20 protein-coding genes are annotated in these 26,186 nt (G+C 48.0%); 10 read left to right on the forward strand and 10 right to left on the reverse strand.

Going from position 1 to position 26,186, the window contains the following annotated elements; translation table 11 throughout:
* Positions 1-13: 13 nt before the first annotated feature.
* Positions 14-1,144 carry an aspartate-semialdehyde dehydrogenase gene (gene asd, locus EA26_RS15945; protein WP_039429973.1) on the reverse strand — a complete coding sequence of 377 codons (1,131 nt, stop codon included), beginning with the start codon at positions 1,142-1,144 and terminating at the stop codon, positions 14-16.
* Positions 1,145-1,518: 374 nt separating this feature from the next.
* Between asd and nhaC the strand changes: the two genes are divergently transcribed.
* The gene (nhaC, locus tag EA26_RS15950; RefSeq protein WP_331437049.1) at positions 1,519-2,991 is read left to right on the forward strand and encodes a Na+/H+ antiporter NhaC; all 1,473 of its coding nucleotides are present in this window, start codon (positions 1,519-1,521) and stop codon (positions 2,989-2,991) included.
* A 64-nt stretch (positions 2,992-3,055) separates the two neighbouring features.
* Here nhaC and EA26_RS15955 read toward each other — a convergent pair whose 3' ends face one another.
* Both EA26_RS15955 and yejK read right to left on the reverse strand, forming a co-directional pair.
* Entirely contained in the window at positions 3,056-4,309 is a 1,254-nt protein-coding gene (locus tag EA26_RS15955; RefSeq protein WP_039429977.1) for an Hpt domain-containing protein, read from the reverse strand.
* A gap of 109 nt (positions 4,310-4,418) precedes the next feature.
* Positions 4,419-5,417: a nucleoid-associated protein YejK gene (yejK, locus tag EA26_RS15960; RefSeq protein WP_039429980.1), complete on the reverse strand. Its 999-nt coding sequence runs from the start codon at positions 5,415-5,417 to the stop codon at positions 4,419-4,421.
* 84 nt (positions 5,418-5,501) lie between these two features.
* On the opposite strand from yejK, the gene EA26_RS15965 reads away from it, so the two are divergent.
* On the forward strand, positions 5,502-5,729 hold the full coding sequence (locus EA26_RS15965; protein ID WP_039429982.1) for a YejL family protein: 228 nt from the start codon (positions 5,502-5,504) through the stop codon (positions 5,727-5,729).
* Between the two features lie 21 nt (positions 5,730-5,750).
* Positions 5,751-7,562, forward strand: a complete 1,812-nt coding sequence (locus tag EA26_RS15970) for a DUF3413 domain-containing protein (protein ID WP_039429985.1) — start codon at positions 5,751-5,753, stop codon at positions 7,560-7,562.
* Between the two features lie 92 nt (positions 7,563-7,654).
* Here the strand turns inward: EA26_RS15970 and EA26_RS15975 are convergent, their stop codons facing one another.
* On the reverse strand, positions 7,655-8,365 hold the full coding sequence (locus tag EA26_RS15975; protein WP_081947162.1) for a Crp/Fnr family transcriptional regulator: 711 nt from the start codon (positions 8,363-8,365) through the stop codon (positions 7,655-7,657).
* Positions 8,366-9,041: 676 nt separating this feature from the next.
* On the opposite strand from EA26_RS15975, the gene EA26_RS15985 reads away from it, so the two are divergent.
* Positions 9,042-10,676, forward strand: coding sequence for a methyl-accepting chemotaxis protein (locus tag EA26_RS15985; RefSeq protein WP_039429991.1), 1,635 nt, complete (start codon positions 9,042-9,044; stop codon positions 10,674-10,676).
* A gap of 28 nt (positions 10,677-10,704) precedes the next feature.
* On the opposite strand, the gene EA26_RS15990 is transcribed toward EA26_RS15985, so the two are convergent.
* From EA26_RS15990 to EA26_RS16005, 4 genes are all read right to left on the reverse strand, one after another.
* The gene (locus EA26_RS15990) at positions 10,705-11,622 is read right to left on the reverse strand and encodes a histone deacetylase family protein (protein WP_039429994.1); all 918 of its coding nucleotides are present in this window, start codon (positions 11,620-11,622) and stop codon (positions 10,705-10,707) included.
* Positions 11,623-11,637: 15 nt separating this feature from the next.
* The gene (locus EA26_RS15995) at positions 11,638-13,629 is read right to left on the reverse strand and encodes a DNA topoisomerase III (RefSeq protein ID WP_039429996.1); all 1,992 of its coding nucleotides are present in this window, start codon (positions 13,627-13,629) and stop codon (positions 11,638-11,640) included.
* An 83-nt stretch (positions 13,630-13,712) separates the two neighbouring features.
* On the reverse strand, positions 13,713-14,261 hold the full coding sequence (locus EA26_RS16000; protein ID WP_039429999.1) for an NAD(P)H nitroreductase: 549 nt from the start codon (positions 14,259-14,261) through the stop codon (positions 13,713-13,715).
* 175 nt (positions 14,262-14,436) lie between these two features.
* Positions 14,437-16,449 carry an NADPH-dependent 2,4-dienoyl-CoA reductase gene (locus EA26_RS16005; protein WP_193153643.1) on the reverse strand — a complete coding sequence of 671 codons (2,013 nt, stop codon included), beginning with the start codon at positions 16,447-16,449 and terminating at the stop codon, positions 14,437-14,439.
* A 281-nt stretch (positions 16,450-16,730) separates the two neighbouring features.
* On the opposite strand from EA26_RS16005, the gene sppA reads away from it, so the two are divergent.
* Together sppA and ansA are read left to right on the forward strand one after the other, a co-directional pair.
* Positions 16,731-18,581: a signal peptide peptidase SppA gene (gene sppA / locus EA26_RS16010; RefSeq protein WP_039430002.1), complete on the forward strand. Its 1,851-nt coding sequence runs from the start codon at positions 16,731-16,733 to the stop codon at positions 18,579-18,581.
* Positions 18,582-18,679: 98 nt separating this feature from the next.
* A complete protein-coding gene (ansA, locus tag EA26_RS16015; protein ID WP_039430003.1) occupies positions 18,680-19,693 on the forward strand; it encodes an asparaginase in 1,014 nt (337 codons plus the stop codon).
* Positions 19,694-19,743: 50 nt separating this feature from the next.
* Here ansA and EA26_RS16020 read toward each other — a convergent pair whose 3' ends face one another.
* Complete coding sequence (locus tag EA26_RS16020; protein ID WP_039430005.1) at positions 19,744-20,028, reverse strand: YeaC family protein; 285 nt, start codon at positions 20,026-20,028, stop codon at positions 19,744-19,746.
* A 104-nt stretch (positions 20,029-20,132) separates the two neighbouring features.
* On the opposite strand from EA26_RS16020, the gene EA26_RS16025 reads away from it, so the two are divergent.
* Positions 20,133-20,951 carry a DUF2989 domain-containing protein gene (locus tag EA26_RS16025; protein WP_404976583.1) on the forward strand — a complete coding sequence of 273 codons (819 nt, stop codon included), beginning with the start codon at positions 20,133-20,135 and terminating at the stop codon, positions 20,949-20,951.
* A 132-nt stretch (positions 20,952-21,083) separates the two neighbouring features.
* Here EA26_RS16025 and msrB read toward each other — a convergent pair whose 3' ends face one another.
* Entirely contained in the window at positions 21,084-21,503 is a 420-nt protein-coding gene (msrB, locus tag EA26_RS16030; protein WP_152593331.1) for a peptide-methionine (R)-S-oxide reductase MsrB, read from the reverse strand.
* A gap of 338 nt (positions 21,504-21,841) precedes the next feature.
* Between msrB and gap the strand changes: the two genes are divergently transcribed.
* The 3 genes from gap to EA26_RS16045 all read left to right on the forward strand — a co-directional run bounded on the left by gap (position 21,842) and on the right by EA26_RS16045 (position 26,154).
* Entirely contained in the window at positions 21,842-22,837 is a 996-nt protein-coding gene (gap, locus tag EA26_RS16035; protein ID WP_039430012.1) for a type I glyceraldehyde-3-phosphate dehydrogenase, read from the forward strand.
* Between the two features lie 189 nt (positions 22,838-23,026).
* A complete protein-coding gene (locus EA26_RS16040) occupies positions 23,027-23,911 on the forward strand; it encodes a D-hexose-6-phosphate mutarotase (protein WP_039430014.1) in 885 nt (294 codons plus the stop codon).
* Between the two features lie 206 nt (positions 23,912-24,117).
* Positions 24,118-26,154: a methyl-accepting chemotaxis protein gene (locus EA26_RS16045; protein ID WP_039430017.1), complete on the forward strand. Its 2,037-nt coding sequence runs from the start codon at positions 24,118-24,120 to the stop codon at positions 26,152-26,154.
* Positions 26,155-26,186: the final 32 nt, after the last annotated feature.

The following is a 26,186-nucleotide window of genomic DNA, read 5'->3' on the forward strand; positions in this document are numbered from 1 at the left end:
TTAACCAAGCAGCTTACTGTTTTTCTGCCAAAATAATACGCAAGGTGCGGCGTAGAGGTTCCGCAGCGCCCCAAAGCAGTTGGTCACCAACAGTAAACGCGTTGAGGAAATCGTCGCCCATTGACATCTTACGCAGACGACCGACCGGCACAGATAAGGTGCCAGTGACTTTCGCAGGTGTCAGTTCTTGAGCGGTAATATCGCGCTCGTTTGGAATGACTTTAACCCAATCGTTGTGCGTTGCGATCATCTCTTCAATCTCATCCAACGGGATATTCTGCTTAAGCTTGATGGTCAGAGCTTGAGAGTGACAACGCATTGCGCCGATACGCACACACGTACCATCGATAGGGATTGGCGAGTCTTGCAAGCCCAAAATTTTGTTTGCTTCAACGCCCGCTTTCCACTCTTCTTTGCTTTGACCATTGTCGCGTTTCACATCGATCCATGGGATCAACGCACCCGCCAGCGGCGCGCCAAAGTTGTCGGTTGGGAAAGATGCGCTGCGCATCGTTTCGGCAACTTTTCTATCAATATCTAAAATAGAACTGGCCGGGTTAGCAAGCTCTGAACTGACGGCATCGTTAATCACGCCCATTTGTGAAATGAGCTCACGCATGTTTTGTGCGCCTGCGCCAGAAGCCGCTTGATAGGTCATCGCACTCATCCATTCCACTAGGCCTTTCTCGTAAAGACCACCGAGCGCCATCAGCATCAATGACACGGTACAGTTCCCACCAACAAAGGTATTGGTTCCCTTGTGAATGCCTTGCTGAATTTGCGCTAAGTTTACTGGATCTAGGGTAATGATAGAATCGGGTGCCATGCGCAGTGTTGAAGCAGCATCAATCCAGTAACCTTTCCAGCCTGCTTGGCGCAGTGCCGGATACACTTTCTCTGTGTAGCTACCACCTTGGCAGGTAATCACCGCATCCAACTGTTTTAAGGCTTCGAGGTCAAAAGCATCATGCAATACGCCTGCGTCTTCACCAACCTTATTGCTTGCAAATAGGGGCGCTGGAATACCAACCTGAGAGGTACTAAAAAATACCGGTTCAATCAGGTCAAAGTCTTTTTCTTCAACCATACGTTGCATAAGGACTGAACCAACCATGCCGCGCCAACCAACTAAACCAACTCTCATAACATTAACTCTCCGTGTAATCTCGAACCAAAAAGTGAATTTGAACCCAATAGTTCAATTTTCCCAGCAAAATCTCAAGTGTTAATTCAGTGAAACGGTCTTTTTTTCATCATACTCACTATGCATAGCAAGCGTCGCCTAACTCTGGTCAGACCTTCGATTGGTCAATATACCAGCTCGCCACGACCAGATTAACATTTGAAGCACATTTATTTCACATCACACAACATTTAATCTCACTAAATATCATATTTTATAGATGAAAACTTCACCAAACACCAATCAGACCGATCAACACCAAAACATACAACCAAAACGTTCGAATTATCCACCATGTTAATGTAAGGTACAGCTCCTAACTATCCGGGGGCGTAATCCCTCTAACGCTCCGACATTCTTCAGAGGAATATATGAAGCAGGAAAACACTCGCTTACCGAACCTACTACAAGTCATTATATCGCTCGGTTTGTTTCTACTCTTGGCGTTTTCGTTTACAGCGAAACTAGATCTCCCTATTCAATTAGCCCTGTACATCGGTTGGTTCATCATCATGGTGTTGGGCATTCGCTTAGGTCATTCGTACAAAACCTTGGAAACAGCGGCGTTAAACGGAATTTCTAATGGCTTGGGAGCGGTACTCATCCTCCTAGCGGTAGGCGCTCTGGTTGGCACTTGGATTTCCGGTGGTATTGTGCCCACCATTATCTACTATGGTCTGCAGGCAATTCACCCGTCGATTTTCCTTTTAGCCACTATGATCATCTGTTCACTCACCGCACTGGCAACAGGCACTTCTTGGGGCGCCGCAGGTACCGCAGGTATCGCGATGATGGGGATTGGCCAAGGCCTTGGCGTACCAGCGCCGATCACGGCTGGCGCAGTATTATCCGGCTGTTACTTTGGCGACAAAATGTCACCGTTGTCTGATTCGGTTATTCTGGCGTCGTCAATGTCCAACGTTGAAGTCATGGAACACATCAAAGGCATGCTGCCAATTGCACTGATAAGCTATGTGATTACTGGTGTGATGTTTACTGCGTTTGGCTTTCACTATGCTGGGAATGTCGACATGAGCCAAGTGGATTCGGTGATTAAGGCGATGGAACAGCAGTTCTACATCACCCCTTACTCATTTGTCCCTGTGATTATCGTTCTGGCGCTACTTGCGATGCGCATGCCATCTTTCCCAGTTATCAGCTTCGGTTCTCTGCTGGGCATTATCTGGGCGGTGATGATTCAGGATGTCGATTTCCTTACCGCGTTTAACACCGCTTGGGCACCGTTTGCTATTTCGTCTGGCGTTGATTTTATCGACTCGATCCTAAATCGTGGCGGCATGTCGTCCATGCTGGGCTCGGTAGCGGTGATTGTTTTCGGTCTTGGGTTTGGTGGCTTGCTGGATAAAGTCGGCGTGCTAGAAACCATCGCGAAACTGTTTGAACGTCGTGTGCAAAACCCGGGGTCGCTCGCGACCAGCACCATAGGTACGGCCTTTATGGGCAACGTATTTGGTTCAGCAATGTACGTATCATTGATTCTGACTCCGAAGATCTGCGCCAAAAACTATGACCGTCTTGGCTACCAACGCAAGAATCTGTCACGCAACGCAGAATTTGGCGGCACGCTTACCTCGGGTATGGTGCCTTGGAGTGACAATGGTATCTATATGGCGAGTATTCTTGGTGTGGCGACACTCTCTTATGCGCCTTTTATGTGGCTCAGCTTCGTCTGTATCGCGGTGACCATTTTCACCTCTTACATGGGCTGGTTTGTCGACAAATGCGAGCCTACCGTGCAAATTGACGATGTGGACGAATCCACATTAGCAAAAACACAAACGGTTTAATCGCACGACAACCATAAACAACCAATCCAAGCGTAGCCTAAACCGCTACGCTTTTTTGCGCGAGTCATTCATTCCACTCTTCATCTAGTAACTGCTTGGCAAAGTCTATGGTTTCACGCAGCGCCTCTTCCAACTTAGCTAACTGCTGCTCAGACACGCTATCACCATTTTTCATCGTCATCTCAATGTCAAATGCCACTTCTTTTAACCGCAGCGCGCCAAGGTTAGCGGCAACGCCTTTCAAACTGTGTACGATACGCTGCGCCTTGACTTTGTCACGCCCCGCGACATCAGTGAAACGCTGATAGTCATTGCGATGATCTTGAATGAAGACTTGCAATAATAAGCGCACCGACGCTTCATCCCCAGAAAGTGAGTCCAGCATGGTTTTGGTGTCTATCACCTTCCCTTCTTCCAACGACTCTTGGGAGTAACTTATCACTTTCTCACTATTGGAGCGGATGAGCGCATCCAAACTGACCTCTTGATCGTGAGCCTGTTTGCTCTGTTTTACGCTCTCCAGTGCCTGCGCCTCTTCACCTCTGTCTTTCAAATAGAGCAAGAAGAGCATACCCAACACAGACAAAGCACTGGTGGCAATCAATACCATCATATAGTGCAAAATCATACGGTTAACGTACTCTTCTAGTTTTGATTGTTGAGCATAAATGGCATGATTGTTAACTTGTTGCACTAAGTGGTCAATCTGTAAATTCTCCGCCAACACATCACCACTTTCAGCGATAAGCTCTCTTAAAGGCACACCGTACTCATCAGGAAGGGTTTCTGAAGCAAGTAATAAATCGTCAATATCCTTAAATATCAGATCAAATTGTGGCGATACGGAAAAGACTGCTTCAGAGACATAGCTGCCTAAAAGGGCGTACTGTGTGATCGCGAAAGGAGATTGTGTACTGATTTGTAGCCGCTTTTTCCGAATTTCGTCAACAAGGGCAGAAAGTTGGTTATCTATTGAAAGTAGGCTCCTGACACTTTGCAGATAGTGATCGGTCGAGTAGATAAACTGCGACACATCTGGCGCAAAAAAAGACTCTGCATAGTTGGCTTCAAGTTGAATACGCAGCGCATAAATAATCTGTAGATTGAGTGAAATCTCATCGCTCAAACTCACTCTTTGCGAGCGTTCATAGGCAAAAGTGCTATGCGTTTGTTCAACTTTATTGCCCAGCTCTTCAATCACCTGCACAACCGTCGTCATGTTGTAAGCCTGAATCATGATAAACAGTGATACCGACGCCCACAGAGCCAACAAGCCAACTGAACATCGCATTTTCATTTTTTTTGCTGTGAGTGACATGTTTAATCCCTGAATAACACCTGTTACAAGCATATACCATCTTCTAACATCATGTCAGACAACAAAAAAGAGAGCCCATGCTCTCTTTTCTATTTTACTTGCTTGATGACTAATTGCGCGTAAGTTGATCGCGCAAATTGGGCGGCGTGCCTTTAATCGTCAGCGTATCTGTCTCGGGATCGTAAAAAATGCGCTCTCCGAGCAACAAACTGTCGAAGCTAAGATTCAGACCGCCACCAGCGCCAACATACTTGGTTAACTTGCGTACCAGCCCACGGTCCGCTGGAAAACTCTCTTCCAACTGGTAGCCTTGTGCCTGAGTAAAATCGAGAAAACTGGTGCCCGAAGGCCCTGAGGGGAGCTCATCTGACAACTCACGAATCGTCACTTCTTCGCCAGATTTCAGTTGCCCATTGCAGTAATCGTAAACTTGCTTTCTGTACTCGTTCACTTCCTGCTTTTCTAGCTTAGCATCGGTGCAAAAATCATCTAACGCCTGGATCAGCACTTGGTTTTGCTGCTTGCTGTCTAAGCCCACCTCGGCTTGCATAAAGTCCAAGAAGAAGTCCGCCACTTTTCGCCCAACCCGCCCTTTAATATAAGAGAGGTAACGATTTGATTCGCTATCCACTTCATAGACGGAGAGATCAATACGCGCGGCAATATCCATTTTATTGATATCTAAATAGTCAGTTGCACTGATATCCAAACCTTCCGTAACCTTCAGGCTTTGATTGAGCGGCAAGATGCCGACAAACAGATAGTGCGTTGCGAGGCTCTGGTACTCAGCAAATACCAAGATACCTTCATCCGCAAAAGGATACTTACTCAGTTCATCTTTCAGTCGTGAGGCGCTTTTCTGTGAAAAATCGTAAAAACTGAGCTCATTTTTACGCATCGCTTGCAGCCAAATCTGAAATTCGCTGTCTGATTTGAAGCTGCCGAATCCTTTTCCAGCTTTTGCGTGGAACACTCGATGCAGCTCAGCCACAAGATTTTCTGTGGATGAATCGTTGCTCAGAGACTCAGAACGGTAGTGGACCGTGAGTTCATCCTGATCATTTTTACTAAGCTGATGCAAAATAACGTTGGAAAGATGCAGGCTCATAATCTTTTATCTAGCTTCAAGGTTTTAGTTGTGAGGCATTGTAGGTTATCATAAGCCGCTTTTACTATCATTATTAGAGTTGTTATGCCGATTACATCTAAATACACAGACCAACAAGTTGAAACGATTCTTGCTGAAATAGGCGCCGTGTTAGACAAACACGGAGCGACCCCAGAACTTTCATTGATGATTGCGGGCAATATCGCTACCAATGTCTTAAATCAACAAGTTGCTGCTTCACAACGTAAAGTTATTGCAGAAAAATTTGCTCAGGCACTGATCTCTTCTCTGAAAGAACAAAAAACTCATTAATCACGGATAACAGAATCATACATGGTAGACAGCGGAAACTCATACGGCGAACGTGTATCCAAACTGGTTGGTTGGGGTCACTGGTTTGCATTCTTCAACATCATTGCTGCAATGTTGATCGGTACGCGTTACATTGCCCAGTCACCTTGGCCGGAAACCTTCTTGGGCCAGCTTTATCTTGTTGTTTCCTGGGTCGGACATTTTGGCTTTCTGGTCTTCGCGCTGTACCTGTTGATTCTGTTTCCACTCACTTTTCTTCTGCCCTCCCAACGGTTGTTCAGATTCTTTGCCGTCACCTTTGCCACCGTTGGCTTGACTGTTTTGCTCGTCGATACTCAAGCCTATCAGTCGATCAATTTGCATTTAACCCCAGTCGTTTGGGAGTTGCTGTTCAGCGATGAAAAATCGGCAATCAGCACTGATTTGCAGCATCTTTTTGTTGTTTTACCGTTGATTTTTTTCCTCCAGCTTGGCCTTGCTGAGTGGGTGTGGAAAAAACAACGTAAGCTGGCTCATAAGCACATTGGCCGTCCTTTGGCCGGTGTTTTCTTTATCTGTTTTATTACCAGCCACCTGATTTACATGTGGGCGGATGCCTATTTTTATAATCCGGTCACCAGCCAACGCGCTAACTTCCCACTCTCCTACCCTATGACAGCGAAAAGCTTCATGGAGAAACATGGTTTACTCGATAGAGAAGAGTACCTAAAGCGATTGGAGGCAAACGAAAATAACGTCGAGTTGGTGCGCTATCCGTTGGAGCAATTGGAGTTTAATCGTCGCGGTAATCACCTGAATATACTGATGATCAATGTCAACAACTGGCGTGCAGACCATTTGAGCGAAACGCAAATGCCAACGGCCTACCAGTTTGCAATCAACAATCAGTGGTTCACCAATCATTACAGCTCAAGCAACGATTCTTTTGGCGTGTTTGGCTTGTTTTATGGCCTGCCAACCAGTTATGCCAGCAGCATCAAAGCGCAAGGCACAGCGCCCATTTTCCTTAACGTATTGCAAGAGCAAGGCTATGATTTTGCTTTGTTCAGCGGTAACGGCTTTAGTGACCCACTGTATCGCGAAGTGATTTTCCGCGGACAACATCTTGCTGCCCAGCTTGAGGAACAAAATCAGACCGAGTTTAACGACGAAAAAGCCGTCGAAGCTTGGCAAAACTGGTTGGGCGAACAAACTAAATCGCCTTGGTTTAGCTTTATCGAACTGACTTCCGTGGACGACATTGATGCTTCGGCCATGCCAAAAGGCGCGAATGCCAGCGAAAAATTCAAACAGACGTACAATCAAGCCATAGGAATGGCCGATAATATGCTGCAGCGTATTTTGGTTACTTTAGAAGAGCAGCAACTGAGTGCCAACACCGTGGTGATCCTGACTTCAAACCACGGCAGTGAGTTTAACGAAACGCAAACCAATAGTTGGGGCGCGAATTCTAACTACAGCCGCTATCAGCTTCAGGTTCCTATGGTGATTCATTGGCCGGGTAAACTGCCCGCGCAGTTTAATCAAAGCACCAGCCACCTCGACCTGTCGGTGACCTTGTTGCAAGATCTGCTCGGCGTTGCTTCTAACCCAACTGACTTTAGTTCAGGGCGGAATCTGTTTGATGAGAGCAGACGCCGTTGGATTTTAGCGGGTGACACTCGTGAAATCGCCTTGATCACACCAACCCAAACGACGGTGATTGATAAGTTTGGCAACTTCAAGTTATACGATGAGAACTACAAGCGGGTGAGAGACGACAGCCCGAAACTGCCCGTATTGATGCAAGGATTGACTGAATTACAACGCTTTTACAGTAAAAGCCAACAATAATTGTCTTACCGAGGAAGGGACGTGGAAATCACGTCCCTTCCTGTTTTTATTGAGTATGAAGTGCTCTTTCATTTCCTCTCCAACTAAAAAGCTTAAATACTGACCATAGACAAGGTTTCTATCTTCTTTTTTAAACTTTCCAATGAATTAATAGTAATCGAGCCGTACCCGACGGCAATAATTCCTTCTTCGACAAAAGGAACGATATATTTATTCAGCGCTTGTCGAGTGTTCCCAACCACCATTGCTAATTCCGTTCTGGTCATCTTTATTTTAATCGTCTGTTTCCCAGGCTCTTGATTACCGAGTATTTCAATATGAGACAGGATGGTACGGGCTATTTTCAGAGGAATATTGGTCGTCATATTGTTCAACGCAAAATGGCCGATGGATGCGCCACGCCGTGCTAATGCACTAAATGTGTTTCTCATCAGCATCGGGTCAACCTGGCAAAGTTCAATAAAGCGACTAGTCGGGAGTTTTACAATGATTGCATCCTCTAACGCTTTGATCGATACCACGCGATTGAAGCCTGGGATAAAGGATGCTTCGCCAAACCAGCCACCCGTTGTCACTTTGGCGACGAGCAAATTACTTCCTTGCTCGTTTCTTCGATACACCCCGACTTGCCCTGAGGCGAGAATTAATAACTCCTCTGCTGGCGCATCTTGTTTAGCAATCACCTCATTACGTTTGAAGCTTTCATAATAACTTAGGTCATATAGGGTGGATAAGGTCGTTGAACTGCAACCTTTAATTAGTTCACAGTTATGTATTGCGTGTAATATTAGATAGTTAGACATAATTACAACTTACTCGCACCGAAAATAGACGATGCCAATATAAAGTCCATTTAAAAGAGCCCCGACCTCACGGCCGGGGAAAATCAAGTTAAGCACATTAGGGAAAGAATAATAACAGCAATCAAAGCAGATTATTGACTGTTTTACCGTTGGGCTTTAAACACGAAATTCGAGTAATTTACGTTGTTGTTCCTCCGCCAATCTCGCTAATTCTTCCATTGCTGTCGCTCTCTGCGAAATGCCCGCCACGTTCTGGTCCACCATACTGTTAACATCACTGATTGAAACGACCGCCTGATTGATGGAAGTGAAACTGCCTGCAACCGAAGAAACAATGGCTAGCGAGATAGTCTCACCCTTTAGTGAGCAAAAGCTCTGCCATTTATTGAAGCCAACCAATTATAGATAATAATTATGTAAATAGTATGTTTGCTTCTTGGTGCGATTGAAAAAGTTTGAGCAATGTAAACAACATTACATTTAGGTGCGATTTTTGCGTGCAGACTCTAATGATAAATCTATAATTTATTCGATGCGCACGCTAATTATCCGCGTCTGTATCAAATAACCTTGCTCTTCTTTGACTTCATTTTTTGTAGTCCACAAACTTAACCATTATGGTAACTTTATGAATATAAGGGATTTATTTCGAGTATTTTTCGGTGCGATCATACTCGTGTCAGGGATTACCCTGTTTTTGGCCTTGCAACTCAAACAGAACGTAGAAGCCAGTTATGCCACCGCAGACTATCGCTACAACGTCAGCCACTTAGCGAAACTCTCTACCTCAAACTCAACGCTGCTCACTCTCAATGCACGACAGTTCGTTGCCACGCTCGACCCAAAATATCGTGACAAATACAACCACATTGTCGATCAAATAACGGGCAAAGCGCCGATGTACGACGGCCGCTCGCTAGAATACCAACAACGCTTAAAAGAGCTTGGTGTACCCAGCAACCTGATGACATATTTGGCCGAGTCCAACAACCTCTCAGTGGCGCTGGTCGATACCGAAGTAAGAGCATTTGGTTTGGTTGAACCCTTTGTCGGAAAACGTATCGAGGACCTGAATAAAGAGGAATTTGCCGCGTGGAAACAAGCCATGGATCTGCTGCATGATGAAAACTACATGCGCGAAGTAGCTAAAATCGTTGCCCCCGTCAGCAAATTTATTGAACTCGCCAACCAAAATGCAGCCAACGATGTGAAGCTAGCAAAACAGGAAATTGCCACCAGCACGCTGCTGAGCATCTCGTTCTTAGTCTGCGTTATTGCCCTGATTGTCATCTGCTATTTCATTTTGCAGCGCAAAGTGATCTCACGCATCCAAGTGCTTCGAGGCGAGGCGAATCGCGTTGCGGAAGGCGATTTTACTCAACTGCTGGCGATTTCTGGCAAAGATGAAATTACCGATCTCTCGACTGCCTTCAACCATATGATCGGTAACATTTCTACTTTGATCCGCGATATTCGCCAGCAAGCGATGCGCGCAGAAAGCGAGTCAAACACCTTGCGCGACATTACCAAACGGACACAAAATCTCAGCTCAGAGCAAAGTCAATCGATCGAAGTGATCGCCAGTTCTGTCTACGAAAACCTCGCCGCGGTGAAAGAAGTCACCAATAGTTGTACTGAAACCTCAGTGCAAGCAGCCTCCGCTAACCAACAATCGCTCGAAAGCCAAGCGACAGTAAAGGAAAACATCGGCTCGGTACAGTTGGTTGCAACGCGTTTACAGAGCGCCAACGACCGCATTGCGCAGTTGGCAAGCGCAGTGTCGGATGTGGGGGAGATCTTAAACGTGATAGAAGCGATTGCCGAGCAGACCAACCTTCTCGCCCTCAATGCTGCGATTGAAGCAGCGCGCGCCGGAGAGCAAGGACGTGGCTTTGCCGTGGTCGCAGACGAAGTTCGCTCACTGGCCAAACGCACTCAAGATTCGACCGATGAGATACAACGTAAGCTCTCGACACTTTCGGAATATTCACGTGCCGTTTCTGAAGAGACCAAACTTTGCACACAAGATACCGAAATGGCCGTACGTAAGTCTGCCGATGTTGGCGATGTGCTGAATGAAATCAGTGCGCTGATCACCCTGATTTCCGACCAAACATCGTCGATCGCCGCCGCTGCAGAAGAGCAGGAAAAAGTCTCGGAAGATATCTCCAATCGCATCCATAAAATCCGCGATGTGGCTGAAGAGTCAGCGACACTGAGCGGCAACGTTTCCGACGCGTCATTGCGCTTGAAAGACATTTCCAATGCGCTCACTCAGGGGTTGAATAAGTTTAAGCTCAGCAAAGGATAAAACAAACGCCGCACGAGACGGCGCTGGGTTACTTGAGGCTCATAGCCGCGTGGATAAGTTGCATGTGGATCGGCACCAAATCTTGATGATTGGCGCGATAGCCACCACCCACCACAGCCGCCAGCGGGATCGACAGCTCGTTGGCGAGTGTGAGCAGAAATGTGTCGCGCTGATAAATTGCTTCACTCGACACATTAAGGTAACCCAGCTCATCTTGCTGATGAATATCGACTCCAGCATCATAGAGGATCAAATCCGGACGATGCAGATGGATGGCCATTGGCACTACCTCGCAAAACGCAGCGAGAAAGGCGTCGTCATCACACTGGCGTGGCAAGGGCACATCGAAATCGGAATCGGGCTTACGCGCTGGAAAGTTCTTCTCGCAATGAAAAGAGAGCGTGATGATGTCATCACGCTGTTGGCATAAGGTCGCCGTACCATCGCCGTGGTGCACATCGCTATCAATGATCAGTACTTTATCCACACCCTCTTGGCGCAAGGCGGCATGAGCTGCCAACACCAAATCATTGAACAGGCAAAAGCCGCTGCCAAAGTCGTGGTGGGCATGATGATAGCCACCACTAAGATGAATGGCTAAGCCATGTTGCAGCGCCTTTTGCGCTGTCAGCACCGTTCCCCCCGCGGAGGTTAAGGTGCGCTCAATCAAACGTTCACTCCAAGGAAAGCCAATACGGCGCATTTTCGCCGCAGGAAGCTGACCAGACACCAGTAGTTCGACGTAGTGAGCACAATGGATCTGTTTCACGTCCTCTAGAGCAAGCGCTTGTGGCTGATAAAAATGGATGTTGCTTTGCCACTGCGAACAGCCAGCCATCTGCCGGTTGATCTCTGCAAACAGATGGCGATATTTATTGATCGGGTAGCGATGTTCTGGCGGTAAAGGCAGATCCGAATAAATCGGATGATAGATAAGTGGCAACATCAGGATTGAACTCGACTATTCACTGTTATTAACACGGCGTGGTTTACGACTCGCGGCAGTTTTACTGGAAGCGGTGCGTGAAGCCGAAGTTCGGCCGCTGCTTTTACGCCGCTTAAACGCAGGGCGCTCCACTTTTGGCAAATGCTGCAAAGATGGCGGCACAGGCGCGCTTTTCACTTGTGCCATTAAATCCGAGATGCGTGCTTCTAGCGCTTGCATGAAAGGCTGATACGCTTGATTGCGCTCCTCCATGCCCTGCAACTGGTGCTCCCAATGAGCCGTCATGTCTGGATAGGTCGACTCGCTCGGCAGCGCATGAACCAGACCTCGCCCCGCTGCGGTGCTTAAAATGGCTTTGCCTTGACGTGACAACAATTGTCGCTTGAACAAGGTATCTAAAATGCCCGCACGGGTCGCTTCGGTGCCTAATCCGTCGGTTTCCCGGAGGATCTTCTTCAGCTCTTTATCCGCGACATAACGTGCAATGCCCGTCATCGCCTGTAATAAGGTCGCTTCGGTAAAATGCTTCGGCGGCTCGGTTTTACGATCGTTGATTTCCCCTTCCCGGCACATCAACACCGTACCTTTTTCTAACGGCGGCACAGTGTCAGTACCATCATCTTCTTTCTCCGTCACGCCCGTTAAGCTCTTCCAACCTGGCAAAAGCAGTTGACGCCCTTTGGCGATAAAAGTGCCCCCTGCAATGTCAAACACCAGCTTGGCTTCGGCATACACCGCCGCAGGATAAAACTGCATCAGATACTGCCTAGCGATGAGCTGGTAAATCTTCATCTCCTGCCCCGAAAGTGCGTTAACACTCGCCTGCTTTGGAGTAGGAATGATCGCATGATGCGCATCTACTTTACTGTCATTCCACGCTTTTGATTTGAGCGAGAGATCCGCCCCATCAACGGCGGCAGCGAGTTCATGCGCATTATTGCTGATGGCCTGCACGACGGTCTTAGCCTGCGAAAGGTGCTCTAGTGGCAAATAGCGACAATCAGAGCGCGGATAGGTGATCAATTTGTGCTTTTCATACAGAGCCTGACAGGTATCCAGCACTTGCTGTGCGCTCATAGAAAAGCGCTTCGCTGCATCAATCTGCAATGCCGACAACGAATACGGCAACGGCGCGGCTTGTTTGGTCTGTTTGTGCTCAGACTCTGTGACCGTCGCTGGCTGACCAGCAATACGCTGCGCAACATTCTCCACCAATTTACGATTAAGAATGCGCCCTTCTTCATCTTGCCAAGGTTTGCACGCCTCACTCGGTTTCCAGCGCGCGCGAATATCAAAAGCGACAGCGTTGTGCTGATAGGGGATCAGCGCGTGCAACGTAAAATAGTCGCGCGGGATAAAATTTTCGATCTCTTCATCACGGCGCACCACCAAACCCAATACTGGCGTTTGCACTCGCCCCACCGACAAAACGCCTTGATAGCCCGCTTTTTGCCCAAGTAAGGTATACGCGCGCGACATGTTCATGCCGTATAACCAGTCAGCGCGTGAACGAGCCAGCGCCGAGACCGACAACGGAATAAAGTCGCGATTGCTGCGCATTGAGGAAATGGCTCTTTTGACAGCAGGTAAGTTAAGGTCACTGATCAAAAGTCGCTGCGCCGCTTCTTTCTTCGTTTTACTCACTTTGCAGTAGTCGAGTACTTCATCCACCAGTAATTGCCCTTCGCGATCGGGGTCCCCTGCATGCACCACTTGAGTCGCCTCTTTGAGCAATTTTTTGATCACCGCAAGCTGTTTTGCCGATGTTTTCCGCGGGCGCAACTGCCACTGCTGCGGCACAATGGGCAAATCGGCCATATTCCACTTTTTATAGCGCTCGTCGTAAGCATCCGGCTCTACTTGTTCAAGCAAATGGCCGATGCACCAAGTCACCACATCTCCATTGCCACAGACAATAAAGCCTTGATCTTTTTTCTGCGGATTGGGGAGAGCGGCGGCAATTGCGCGGCCAAGGCTGGGCTTTTCAGCGATAAAAAGTCGGCTCATAGCGATATAAGAAGAGAAACAATAAAGGGCCACCTTAGCGGATGTGCCCCTGAAAAATCAAGAAAAACTGTATGAATAACCAGTTATAAATATTCGACAAATTTAGACAGATCGCGCTCAGGCACTTTCATCGCGCTGCACCCGGCCGTTCCAAGATAGAGGAAACCAACAATCGCATCGTCACCTTGTAGGCCAAACGCTTGAGTGACTTGAGGATGAAACATCCACTCGCCGGATCGCCAAATGCCTTGAAACCCTTGTGCCACCGCTGCCATTTGCATCGCTTGCGCAGCGCATCCCGCGGAAAGATGTTGCTCAAAAGCGGGAACTTTGTCGTGTTCCGTCACTTTGGCCACCACAGTGATCACCATCGGCGCGCGAAACGGCGCATTTTTTAGCTTTTCCAGCACGGCTTCATCGCACTGATTGGCGCGTCCGGCTTTTAGCAAAATATCCGCCAGTTTTTTCAGGCCTTCTCCTTGCGCTATCACAAAGCGCCAAGGCGTCAGACCACCATGATCCGGCGCGCGTAAACCAGCGCGAATGATGTTTTCCAGCGCTTTGCCTTCCGGCGCAGGCGCACTCAACTTAGCGATAGAACGGCGATTTAATAGCAGTTCGAGAGCGTCCATGGATCTGTCCTTTTCAAAAGTGTGAGTCAGTGAGTTGCTATTCTTGGTGGGGTAACCCGATTGCGCCTTACTTTAGCATAATTCAATCGTACCAATAACACCCTGTTTTCTGTGGAAATAACGCCCATAAAAAAGCCGTGCATAGCACGGCTCTGAGTTGATTCACTTGGCGCAATTACAGCTTAATCGCCAGTTTAACCCCTTGTTTGATGGCGCGCACCGCGTCAAGTTCGCCAGCGTAATCAGCACCACCGATGACGTGCAGTTTATCACCCAGTTCTGACCATTGACTTTCAAACGGACGAACGGACTCCTGCCCTGCACAGACGATGATGCTATCCGCATCGAGGATCTGTTCCTTGCCATCTAAACGAATGTGCAAGCCCTCTGGAGTAATTTTCTCGTAGCTCACTCCACCGAGCAGATTCACGCCGCGTTTCTCCAAGGTGCGCTTGTGGATCCAACCTGTGGTTTTCCCCGGACCACGGCCCACACGCCCTTTGCGACGCTGCAATAGCCACACAGTTTTATCGCTGACGGCGTCAGGGAATGGGTAGAGACCGCCCGGATGCGCCATCTCTTTATCAATGCCCCATTCATGAAGCCAATCGTCGAGCGTGTGCTGCGCAGGCTCCGTCACCATGCTGGCCACATCAACACCAATGCCACCGGCACCAATGATCGCCACTTTCTCGCCCACAGGCGTTTTGTCACGAATCAGGGTTTGGTAGTCAATCACTTTATCGCTGCCTTCAAGCCCCTGAATGCTCACTTTGCGCGGTTCAACCCCAGTGGCCAAAACCACTTCGTCGTACTCTTTGAGCAGTTCTAAACTCGCTTCGGTATCGAGACGCAGGTTTACGCCCGTTTCGTCAATCATGTTGGCAAAGTAGCGAATGGTTTCACGAAACTCCTCTTTGCCGGGAATTTGCATGGCTAAGCGGAACTGGCCACCAATGCGGTCATTTTTCTCAATCAAATCAACACTGTGACCACGTTTGGCCAAGGTTGTCGCACAAGAGAGCCCCGCAGGCCCTGCGCCCACCACCGCGATGCGTTTTTTCTCCAGCGCAGGCTCAACCACGATCTCCGTCTCATAACACGCCAGTGGGTTGACCAAGCAACTGGCTCGTTTAGCCTGAAATACGTTATCAAGACAAGCTTGGTTACAACCAATACAGGTGTTGATGAGGTGCGCTTTCTGCTGCTCAGCTTTGACAATAAAATGCGGATCAGCCAAAAACGGGCGCGCCATGGAAACCATATCGGCTTGGCCTGAGGCCAAAATACGCTCGGCTTCTTCTGGCGTATTGATGCGATTACAAGTCACTATCGGTACTGAGACATGCGGTTTAACTTTCTCGGTAACCCAAGTAAATGCACCGCGCGGCACTTGGGTAGCTATGGTCGGAATGCGCGCTTCGTGCCAGCCAATGCCGGTATTGATAATAGTAACGCCCGCATCTTCAAGCGCTTTGGCCAGTAGAATAACGTCTTCAAACGTGCTGCCCTGCTCGACCAAATCGAGCATCGACAAACGGAAGATAATGATAAATTCCTGCCCAACGGCTTTGCGTACCGCTTTGACCACTTCGACCGCAAAGCGCATGCGTTTACGGTAACTGCCACCCCAATCGTCGTAGCGCATGTTGGTACGTTTACAGAGGAACTGGTTAATCAGGTAACCTTCTGAGCCCATGATTTCAACACCATCGTAACCAGCCAATTGGGCCAACTCTGCGCTATTGGCAAAAGCGTCGATGGTTTTGCGGATCTGTCTTGGGCTCATTTCGCTCGGGGCGAACTTGGCGATCGGCGCTTTGATGCCCGAAGCACTTTGCGCGAAAGGGTGCATCGCGTAGCGACCCGCATGTAAGATCTGCAAGGCGATTTTACCGCCATGTTTGTGTACGGCTTCGGTCACCACTTGGTGCGCACGAGCGTGTTTGGGTTTGCTAAATTCGGCGCTGAGTGGATGTAAGCGGCCACGTAAATTGGGGGAGAATCCGCCGGTCACAATCAGGCCAACGCCACCTTTGGCACGTTCTTCGTAAAAGGCCGCCAGCTTTTGCAATCCTTCCTTATGCTCTTCCAGGCCTGTATGCATCGACCCCATCAAAACTCGATTGCGTAGTTGGGTAAAACCGAGATCCAATGGTTGTAATAAGTGTGGGTACATGGCAGACATGACAAACTTCCATTTTTATTTATTGTGGTCTGACCACGTTATGCCGAACAAAGCAAAAAATCAAACAGGTGTTTACATATTTGTAACACCGATCAATCTTGTTTCGTATATGCCATTTCATGAAGTTGCATGTTAAGCTTTGAAAAAATTATCTTTTGCCTTCTCAGAACGATTTTATTCTCCCCGCAGGGAACTTATTTCACTGTCAAACCACAGAATACAAAAGATAAGAACTGGTTTTCGCCGAGCGGAAACCCAACGCATCTCGTTACGGAGACACAATGAAAAAAATATTCAAGCTCATTGGTTTGATTTTTAAAGGGATCTGGAAAGCAATCAGCTTTGTGCGTCTAGCCCTAACAAACCTGATTTTCCTGCTATCCATCGCGTTAATCTATTTTGTTTATCTTCATGGCGCAGAAACACAGCCTCAAGTGGAAAAAGCCTCGGCTCTGGTACTTAACCTGTCAGGTCCTATCGTTGAACAAAGCCAATATGTTCACCCGATGGACTCCATCACCGGCTCTTTGTTTGGTAACGAAATGCCGAAAGAAAACGTCCTGTTTGACGTGGTGAAAACCATTCGCTACGCCAAAGACGACGACAAGATCACGGGTATCGTATTGGCGCTGCGCGATTTGCCGGAAACCAACCTCACCAAACTGCGTTATATCGCCAAAGCGCTGAATGAATTTAAAGCCAGCGGCAAACCGATTTACGCCATCGGTGCATTTTATAACCAGAGTCAATACTACCTCGCCAGTTACGCGGATAAAGTTTACTTAGCGCCAGACGGTGGCGTAATGCTCAAGGGCTACAGCGCCTTCAACCTCTACTATAAAACCTTGCTCGAAAAACTGGAGGTCACCACTCACATCTTCCGTGTTGGCACCTATAAGTCGGCGATTGAACCTTTCATTCGTGATGATATGTCACCAGCAGCAAAAGAGTCCGCTACTCGCTGGTTAAGCCAAATGTGGGGCGCTTACGTCGATGATGTCGCAACCAACCGTAACATTGATGCGAAAACACTGAATCCTTCGATGGAGGAGTTCTTAACTCAGCTCAAATCGGTCGACGGCGATCTTGCTGCCCTGGCTCTCAAACTGGGCTTAGTCGACGAGTTAGCCACAAGGCAACAGTTGCGCGCCAAATTTGCTGAGCAATTTGGCAGTAATGGCCAAGATAGCTACAACGCGATTGGCTATTACGACTACCAAGCAACCATGCTTGATAACTTCAACCACACAGCTGACGATATTGCGGTAGTGGTTGCCAGTGGCACCATCATGGATGGGCAACAACCGCGTGGTACTGTAGGCGGTGACACCGTTGCTGGCCTGCTGCGTCAAGCGCGCAACGACGACAAAGTGAAAGCGGTTGTGCTGCGTGTGGACAGCCCTGGGGGCAGCGCTTTTGCTTCAGAAGTGATTCGCAACGAAGTACAAGCCTTAAAAGAGGCAGGCAAACCTGTGGTGGTGTCGATGTCTAGCCTAGCCGCCTCCGGTGGCTACTGGATTTCGATGAGCGCCGATAAGATCATCGCCCAACCAACCACGCTGACAGGTTCAATCGGGATTTTCAGTGTGATTACTACGTTTGAGAAAGGCTTCAACAAACTCGGCATCTATACCGATGGTGTCGGTACCTCACCGTTCTCCAAAGAGGGCATCAGCACTGGCATTTCAGAAGGCGCCGCGCAAGCATTCCAGATGGGCATTGAACACGGCTATCATCGTTTTATCAGCTTGGTGGGCGATAACCGCGACATGTCCTTGGAAGCGGTCGACAAGGTCGCTCAAGGTCGAGTGTGGACAGGTTTTGACGCACTCAATCATGGCCTGATTGATCAAATCGGCGACTTTGACGACGCAGTCGCTGAAGCGGCAAAAATGGCCAATCTCGAGAACTATAACCTTTATTGGGTTGAAGAGCCTTTGTCACCGACTGAACAGTTCATCCAAGAGCTCATGAAACAGGTATCTATCTCTCTTGGTTTTGACGTGCAATCACTCATCCCGCAAAGCTTACTGCCTGTTGCCAAACAGATGGAACAACAGGCGTCGCTGCTGCAAAGCTTCAATGATCCCAAAGGCTATTATGCTTTCTGCCTGAATTGTCAGGTAGAGTAATCCGACCAACTGGGGCATCACACGATGCCCCTTTTTATTGCAGCATATTCCGCTATAATTCCCGCTCTGTTCCCCCTACATCAGAGCGATAACGCACTATGACAAGAAAACACATCTACATTGCCTACACGGGCGGCACCATCGGTATGCAGAAGTCTGACCACGGTTACGTACCTGTTGCTGGCTTTATGGAAAAGCAACTTGCCAGCATGCCTGAGTTCCACCGACCAGAGATGCCGCAATACACCATCCATGAGTACGAGCCGCTGATCGACTCATCAGACATGACACCAGCCGATTGGCAGCAGATCGCCGATGATATTCGTGACAACTACGACAAGTATGATGGGTTTGTGATTCTGCACGGCACGGATACCATGGCGTACACCGCTTCTGCGCTCTCTTTTATGCTAGAAAATCTCGGTAAGCCAGTGATTGTTACCGGTTCACAAATTCCGCTGGCACAACTTCGCTCTGATGGACAAGCCAACCTGCTCAATGCTCTGCACATTGCCGCTAACTACCCGATTAACGAAGTCACACTGTTCTTCAACAACCAATTGATGCGTGGTAATCGCAGCGTGAAATCGCACGCGGATGGTTTTAACGCCTTTACTTCACCGAATTTACCGCCATTGCTCGAAGCGGGTATCAACATCCAAGTGAGCAGCAACGTCAGTGTCGGCGCAAAACCACAAGGCGAGTTTAAGGTACACCACATCACCCCCCAACCGATTGGCGTCATCACCATGTATCCGGGCATTTCCCATGAAGTGATCCGCAATACGCTGCGCCAACCTGTAAATGCGATGATCCTGTTGACCTTCGGTGTAGGTAACGCGCCACAAAACCCAGAGCTGCTCGGTCATCTGAAAGAGGCATCTGAGCGGGGCGTGATTGTCGTTAACCTGACGCAATGTTTGGCAGGTAAAGTCAACATGGGCGGCTACGCGACAGGGTGTGCTCTTGCGGAAGCTGGCGTGATCAGTGGCTATGACATGACACCTGAGGCGGCTCTTGCCAAATTACATTACTTGTTAAGCCAGAATCTGACTTACGAAGAAGTGAAGCAGCAGATGCAGCAAGTACTGCGCGGCGAAATGAGCTTATAAAGTAAAAACCTAGAATCTAGACTTATGCTAGGTTCTAGGTTCTTTAGCGATCAATCTCGGTTAGGATTGACTCGAACAATATCTTCTTGTCCTGCTTGAAACTGCTTTTTCAGCTCTGCTTTAGACTTAAAGCAAATCTCGCCACCAGCCGCAACCGACATATGTTGCGCGTCCGTATTGTGCTTAGATTGATATAACATCACAGCTTGCATACAGGAATCTCGCTGTGCCTTCGAAAGTATTGTACCCTCAGGCCAGCGCCCAGTTTCTACCGCATAAGCCAAACGCTGATACACTTCTGGCGTCATTGCGTTTAATAGCTGTTCTGTGTCCATAAACTACCTTTTTACTGACATTTTGTTCACAGAAAATATCCGGATACTAAACTGAGTCAAGAAAGAGTAAATGAATTGTTGTAATGGATCACAAGCAAACGACTATGAAAGTAAAAAAATGGTTAATCCCATTAAGCCTTCCCTTATTTCTCAGTGGCTGTTTTGAAGGTAACAAAACCACCGAACAGTTATGCCAGGCTTATCCCAATTTACGCTGCAATAAACTCAATATGAATGACGGCCAGTGCCGTGTTGCGCGCACCGATCTCATTTGGCATCGCTTTGAAGTACTCAAAGATCCGTCCGATAAAAATAAAATTCGCGAATACCAATTGGTCGCCGAGTATCGAAAATGCTTGGAGCTCGCTTCGCAGATCACCCCCATCGATCAAACCGAGCTTAAACAGAACCGATTCAACGCCTTGGTCCACAGTATTGCTGAACTAGAGCGCATCGTTAAGGAACTGAGCCAGTCTTCAAAACCAGAGAGCCTCTATTTTCTCTGGAGTCAAACAGGCAGCCACGAAGCACGACGCCAGTTTCTGCAAATGGAAGGATCGCCGCAGTTAGAGACGGCAGAAATGCAGTATGCGCTTGCAACGTTTTATACCTCGCGAGATGCGAAGAAAACGCTCGCCTTACTTCACCACTCACTTGAGCTCACTAAAGATGGCAAGGTGAATGTCGATGCGCTCAAATCGCTCGCTAGCACTAATCAAGGCTTAAAGCGAATGAAACACGCCTATCTATGGGCCATGGTGGCGAAAGAGTTTGGCGTCCCGCTCGCCACCCAGCGCGAACTCAATATTATGTTCGGCTTTACTGACCAAGAATATGAACAACTTAACGAACTGGCAGACGAAGTGGTATCAGCGCTGAAAAGTGGCCAGTATCGCGCGAGTTTAGTACCCAAAACACTCTAGCTCTTTGTGTACATGTAGAAAAATGGCAAATAAAAAACCTTCCATTCAGAAGGTTTTTTACGCTCACTCGTTCCGCTCTCAAAAGGCAACAAAGCTAAGATCTGATGAAATCAGCTAACATATTCTGCTGAATTATTCGTCATTCGTTGCCATTTTGTTGAAAATTAACGACACAGAATTGACACAAAAACGCTCGCCAGTGGTTGCCGGACCGTCGGGAAAAACGTGCCCCAGATGACTATCACAGGCGGCACAACGTATTTCAACTCGCCTCATTCCGTGACTTAAGTCTTCTAAATAGCGAATGGCTTGGTCATTGATCGGTGCATCAAAACTTGGCCAACCACAACCAGAGTCATACTTGTTGAGTGATGAGAACAGCGGCGTTTGACAGCACGTACACACATATTCTCCCGTCTCTTTGTTGTGCAGTAGTTTGCCGCTAAAAGGTGGCTCCGTTCCCTGTTGCCGACAGACATAATACTCTTCCTCGGAGAGCAGCTCACGCCACTGCTGGTCTGACTTCACCACGTTTTTTTCGTCTGATACCACGTTATCGTTTTCCTTATTTTTCCGTTGTGCTGTGGAGTTTTTTTGCAAAAAACTTGCGGAACATTAAAGTTGTAGCACATACTTTTTCACCATAGTGTCCCGAGTTTCAAAATGGGTCAGGAGTCCCTGACTCCTGAGTTATTTTACGCCAACTGGCGAGTAGAATAATCAGTTCGAAGTTTAAAAAACGAGCATTTGCGATGAATTGTTAAAAAAAGCGACGCTTTTTTTTGACTTTAAACAAGTTAAGTCCGATTATCACTTGCAGATGTTTACTGGATTCTGTAATTTTACTACCAGTTATCTTTAATCAGAAATTAAGTTGTGGAGCAACTATAATGACTATCAAAGTAGGTATTAACGGTTTTGGCCGTATCGGTCGTTTCGTTTTCCGTGCAGCGCAAGAGCGCGCTGACATCGAAGTTGTAGGTATCAACGACCTTATCGACGTAGATTACATGGCTTACATGCTGAAGTACGACTCAACTCACGGCCGTTTCAACGGTACTGTAGCAGTTGAAGGCGGTAACCTAATCGTTAACGGCAAAACTGTACGTGTAACTGCAGAGCGTAACCCAGCAGACCTTAAGTGGGACGAAATCGGTGTTGACGTAGTTGCAGAAGCAACTGGTCTATTCCTAACTGACGAAACTGCTCGTAAACACATCGAAGCTGGCGCGAAGAAAGTTGTTCTAACTGGTCCTTCTAAAGACGCTACTCCAATGTTCGTAATGGGCGTTAACCACGCTTCTTACGCTGGTCAAGACATCGTTTCTAACGCTTCTTGTACTACTAACTGTCTGGCTCCTATCGCGAAAGTTCTTAACGACAACTTTGGTATCGAGTCTGGTCTGATGACAACAGTTCACGCAACTACAGCAACTCAAAAAACTGTAGATGGTCCTTCTGCTAAAGACTGGCGCGGTGGCCGTGGTGCTTCTCAGAACATCATCCCATCTTCAACTGGCGCAGCTAAAGCAGTAGGCGTTGTTCTTCCAGAACTAAACGGCAAACTGACTGGTATGGCTTTCCGCGTACCAACTGCTAACGTTTCTGTTGTTGACCTAACTGTTAACCTACAAAAAGCGGCTTCTTACGCTGACATCTGTAAAGCAATGAAAGCAGCTTCTGAAGGCGAACTGAAAGGCGTGCTTGGCTACACTGAAGACGAAGTGGTATCTCAAGACTTCATTGGTGAAGTTCAAACTTCAGTATTCGATGCTAAAGCGGGTATCGCACTAACTGACAAATTCGTTAAAGTTGTATCTTGGTACGACAACGAAATCGGTTACTCAAACAAAGTTCTAGACCTAATTGCTCACATCTCTAAGTAATTCTTAGATTTAAAAGTGATTAACGAAAACTTTCGTTAGACAAAAAGGCGACCCTTAGGTCGCCTTTTTAGTATCAGAGATTTGTGAATGCCAATTTCAGTTAGGCTATTGCTGACGATTCAACACAGCAATTCGACATTTGATTTTGGCAAATCTTATCTTTAGAAGCTGATTTTTAAGGATATACAGATGGAACTCAAAAACCTTCCTGCTCTTACGGTGCTATCCGATTGCGTGACCATCGTCGAAGTCGATCAAGTGAAAATTGTCCGTGTCATGCACGAAAAAGCGAGCGCAGGCATCGCTTTGCATGGCGGCCACGTGGTTTCTTTTGCGCCTCAAGGCCAAAAAGATTTGATTTGGATGAGTGACAAGGCGATCTTTGACGGCAAAGCGGCGCTACGCGGTGGGATCCCGGTGTGTTGGCCTTGGTTTGGCCGCATTGCCGCGCCAGCACACGGTTTTGCCCGATCAACTGAGTGGCAGTTGCTGGAACATCGCGAAAACCAAAGCGGTGTGATTGTCGAATTAGGTCTATTTGCCAGCGAAGAGACCCATCAGATTTGGCCCTATCTGTTTGATGCTCGTTTGGTCGTAGAGGTGGGCGACCAGCTTAACGTGACGCTGAAAGTGTCTAACATTGATGACAAACCTTGGACGTTTTCTGGCGCACTGCATACCTACCTAAACGTAGGTGACATTAGTCAAACGGAAATATCCGGCATGGGCGCAGAGTATATCGACAGCTTATTGCAAGGCCAGGTTTGCCAAGGTGAGAAAATCCTGAAACTGAGCGACACCATTGATCGCGTTTACACTCAGCCCGAAGCGCAAATCCTCGTCAAAGATCCTCTTTTTGAGCGTACCTTTTGCGTTGAGAACCAAGGCCACAACTCAGCCGTATTGTGGAATCCGTGGGCAGAAGGAGCCAAAGGCATGGCCGATATGTCAGATAACGGCTATCAAACCATGTTGTGCGTCGAATCGACGCTGCACGCAGCGAGTATTGATCAAGGTAAAACGCTGCAACCGGGTGAAACTCACCAACTCAGCACGACAATTTCCTCTCTATAAGTTCAGCAGCCGGCCTAGCCCGGCTGTTTTGTTATCCCGCTATTCACTCATTTCTCAAGACTGACCAATTTTAATCCATCGATTTATTAATAAGAATCAAAGCACCTTGGCGCGCAAACGAATAAATTCACCCTTCTTAATAAATAAATCATTAAACATATAACGACATTTGAAGAGTCTACTAATCACAGCGGGAACTTACCATAATGATAAATAACTTTAGAAATCATAGCGTTGGATTTCAGCTCAGGCTGATTATCGCGCTATGTCTGCTGCTGGCATTCACCAGTATCGCGACGCTAGTCTATCGCAACGCAGCGCAACTTTTGTTAGACAACACCTTACGTGAACACCAAACACGAGTGGAATCGATGGCAAAAGCCATTTCCGGGCAATTCGATGCTTATTTGCATACCGCAAAGGTGCTGGAATCTACCTTTCGCAATGGCTATCTCGCCGATGCCGCAAGCGACGGCAGCCAGATTCAATTTCAAGGCCACACTATTGCCGATATTCGTTTGGCTGGTGAAAGCCTGATCGGTAGTACTCAAGTGGTGGATAACTTCACCCGCGATACCGGCGCCGTAGCGACCATTTTTGCTCCGCTCAACGACGATTTTATTCGCGTCTCCACATCACTGAAAAACCCGTCAGGCCAACGCGTGGTTGGCACCCAGTTAGGACAGAGCCACCCCGGTTATCAAAAACTGCGCAGCGGCCAGCCATACTATGCTCAGGTCAAGCTGTTTGGCGAAACCTACATCACCTATTACGCACCAATAAAAGACAGTTTGGGACGTATCAAAGGGATTTCCTTTATCGGCTTACCAGTAGAAAAAGTAGCGCAAGATCTGTTTAACTCACTAAGCAACATCAAATGGGGAGACAGCGGTTACACCGTCGTGGTCGACAATGACCAACAAAATCAAGGGAAATACTTACTGCATCCGAGTAAAAACAGTGACGACCCATCGATTACAGAAATGGTCGACGCTCAAGGCAAGCAACCTTTCAAACAAATTTTCACCACACAAAGTGGCTTGATCACCTACCCATACGAGTATGAAGGTACAACGGGAGATAAATATCTAGTCTTTACTGAGGTCCCCGGATGGAACTGGAAACTGCTTGGCGGCACCTTTGTTGCCGAAGTGACCAAAGGCAGCAAAGACTTGCTGATGCTGATTGCTCTGACCGCATCCGCCGTTGCGGTGGCCACCTTTGTGATGGTAACGATTTCCCTCAATCGTAATCTTAAACCACTCGTTATCCTCAGTGGTTACATGGCGCGTTTAAGCCAAGGTGAAGTGAGCCTTGATATTCCCGTCACCGAGAAAAACTCAAACAACGAAATTACCAAGCTCAACAACGGAGCATCCGCCATGGCTTCGCAGTTGAACAGTTTGGTCAGTCAGATCCGCGCTACCGCCGATACGGTGCATAGCGCCTCAAGCAGCGTGGCCAAAGATGCGCAGCAAAATCTGGCACAATCTGAAAACCAGCAACAGCAAGTAGAGCAAGTGGTAACCGCAATCGAGGAGATGGCGAGCTCGGCGCAGAGCGTCGCCCAACAAGTTGAAAGCATTGCAGAAAACGTGCGCCTAGCGAATGATGACAGCCAATCCGGTTTAAATATGGTGGAAGGTGTGTGTATTGATGTTGCCGAGCTCAATGACCAATTAGACCGTTCTGCCGCGGCCATTGAGCAGGTCAATGTCGATAGCGAAAGCATCCAAACCGTGACACGCATGATCGATGAAATTGCCGAACAAACGAACTTGTTAGCACTCAATGCGGCCATCGAAGCAGCGCGGGCGGGTGAACAAGGGCGCGGTTTCGCGGTCGTCGCCGATGAGGTTCGCACCTTGGCGCACCGCACGCAAATGTCCGTCAAAGAGGTCGTATCCATTATCGCCAAGCTCAAAGCCTCAACCGTCAACGCAGTAAATTTGATGACCCAAAGTCAAAGCAACGCCAATCAAGTCTTGGATAAAGCGCAAGAGGCAGGTTCAGCGCTAGAAGCGATTGCTGAGCAAATTCATGCGATTGCAGCGCAGGCTGATACGATTGCTGCCACCGCTGAAGAGCAGGCACAAGTATCCCAAGAGATCGCCGCCAGTGCTCATACGATTAGCGAACTCAACCTCGAGAGCAAAGCGACCAGCGCGCAAACGGCGCAGAGTGCCAATGAGTTGCAAAAGCAAGCCGACTCACTCAAGCAGCAAGTGAGCTTTTTCCACTAACTCTTTCTCCAACAAGGGCAGTTCTCCTGCCC

Origin of the sequence: Vibrio navarrensis, from assembly GCF_000764325.1 — a bacterium.
Classification (GTDB): domain Bacteria; phylum Pseudomonadota; class Gammaproteobacteria; order Enterobacterales; family Vibrionaceae; genus Vibrio; species Vibrio navarrensis.

What these genes read in the sequence shown, in the direction of transcription:
- asd (WP_039429973.1), bottom strand. Translation starts at nt 1,144, where the DNA reads ATGAGAGTTGGTTTAGTTGGTTGGCGCGGCATGGTTGGTTCAGTCCTT.
- EA26_RS15955 (WP_039429977.1), bottom strand. Translation starts at nt 4,309, where the DNA reads ATGTCACTCACAGCAAAAAAAATGAAAATGCGATGTTCAGTTGGCTTG.
- yejK (WP_039429980.1), bottom strand. Translation starts at nt 5,417, where the DNA reads ATGAGCCTGCATCTTTCCAACGTTATTTTGCATCAGCTTAGTAAAAAT.
- EA26_RS15965 (WP_039429982.1), top strand. Translation starts at nt 5,502, where the DNA reads ATGCCGATTACATCTAAATACACAGACCAACAAGTTGAAACGATTCTT.
- EA26_RS15970 (WP_039429985.1), top strand. Translation starts at nt 5,751, where the DNA reads ATGGTAGACAGCGGAAACTCATACGGCGAACGTGTATCCAAACTGGTT.
- EA26_RS15975 (WP_081947162.1), bottom strand. Translation starts at nt 8,365, where the DNA reads ATGTCTAACTATCTAATATTACACGCAATACATAACTGTGAACTAATT.
- EA26_RS15990 (WP_039429994.1), bottom strand. Translation starts at nt 11,622, where the DNA reads ATGTTGCCACTTATCTATCATCCGATTTATTCGGATCTGCCTTTACCG.
- EA26_RS15995 (WP_039429996.1), bottom strand. Translation starts at nt 13,629, where the DNA reads ATGAGCCGACTTTTTATCGCTGAAAAGCCCAGCCTTGGCCGCGCAATT.
- EA26_RS16000 (WP_039429999.1), bottom strand. Translation starts at nt 14,261, where the DNA reads ATGGACGCTCTCGAACTGCTATTAAATCGCCGTTCTATCGCTAAGTTG.
- EA26_RS16005 (WP_193153643.1), bottom strand. Translation starts at nt 16,449, where the DNA reads ATGTCTGCCATGTACCCACACTTATTACAACCATTGGATCTCGGTTTT.
- sppA (WP_039430002.1), top strand. Translation starts at nt 16,731, where the DNA reads ATGAAAAAAATATTCAAGCTCATTGGTTTGATTTTTAAAGGGATCTGG.
- ansA (WP_039430003.1), top strand. Translation starts at nt 18,680, where the DNA reads ATGACAAGAAAACACATCTACATTGCCTACACGGGCGGCACCATCGGT.
- EA26_RS16020 (WP_039430005.1), bottom strand. Translation starts at nt 20,028, where the DNA reads ATGGACACAGAACAGCTATTAAACGCAATGACGCCAGAAGTGTATCAG.
- EA26_RS16025 (WP_404976583.1), top strand. Translation starts at nt 20,133, where the DNA reads ATGAAAGTAAAAAAATGGTTAATCCCATTAAGCCTTCCCTTATTTCTC.
- gap (WP_039430012.1), top strand. Translation starts at nt 21,842, where the DNA reads ATGACTATCAAAGTAGGTATTAACGGTTTTGGCCGTATCGGTCGTTTC.
- EA26_RS16040 (WP_039430014.1), top strand. Translation starts at nt 23,027, where the DNA reads ATGGAACTCAAAAACCTTCCTGCTCTTACGGTGCTATCCGATTGCGTG.
- EA26_RS16045 (WP_039430017.1), top strand. Translation starts at nt 24,118, where the DNA reads ATGATAAATAACTTTAGAAATCATAGCGTTGGATTTCAGCTCAGGCTG.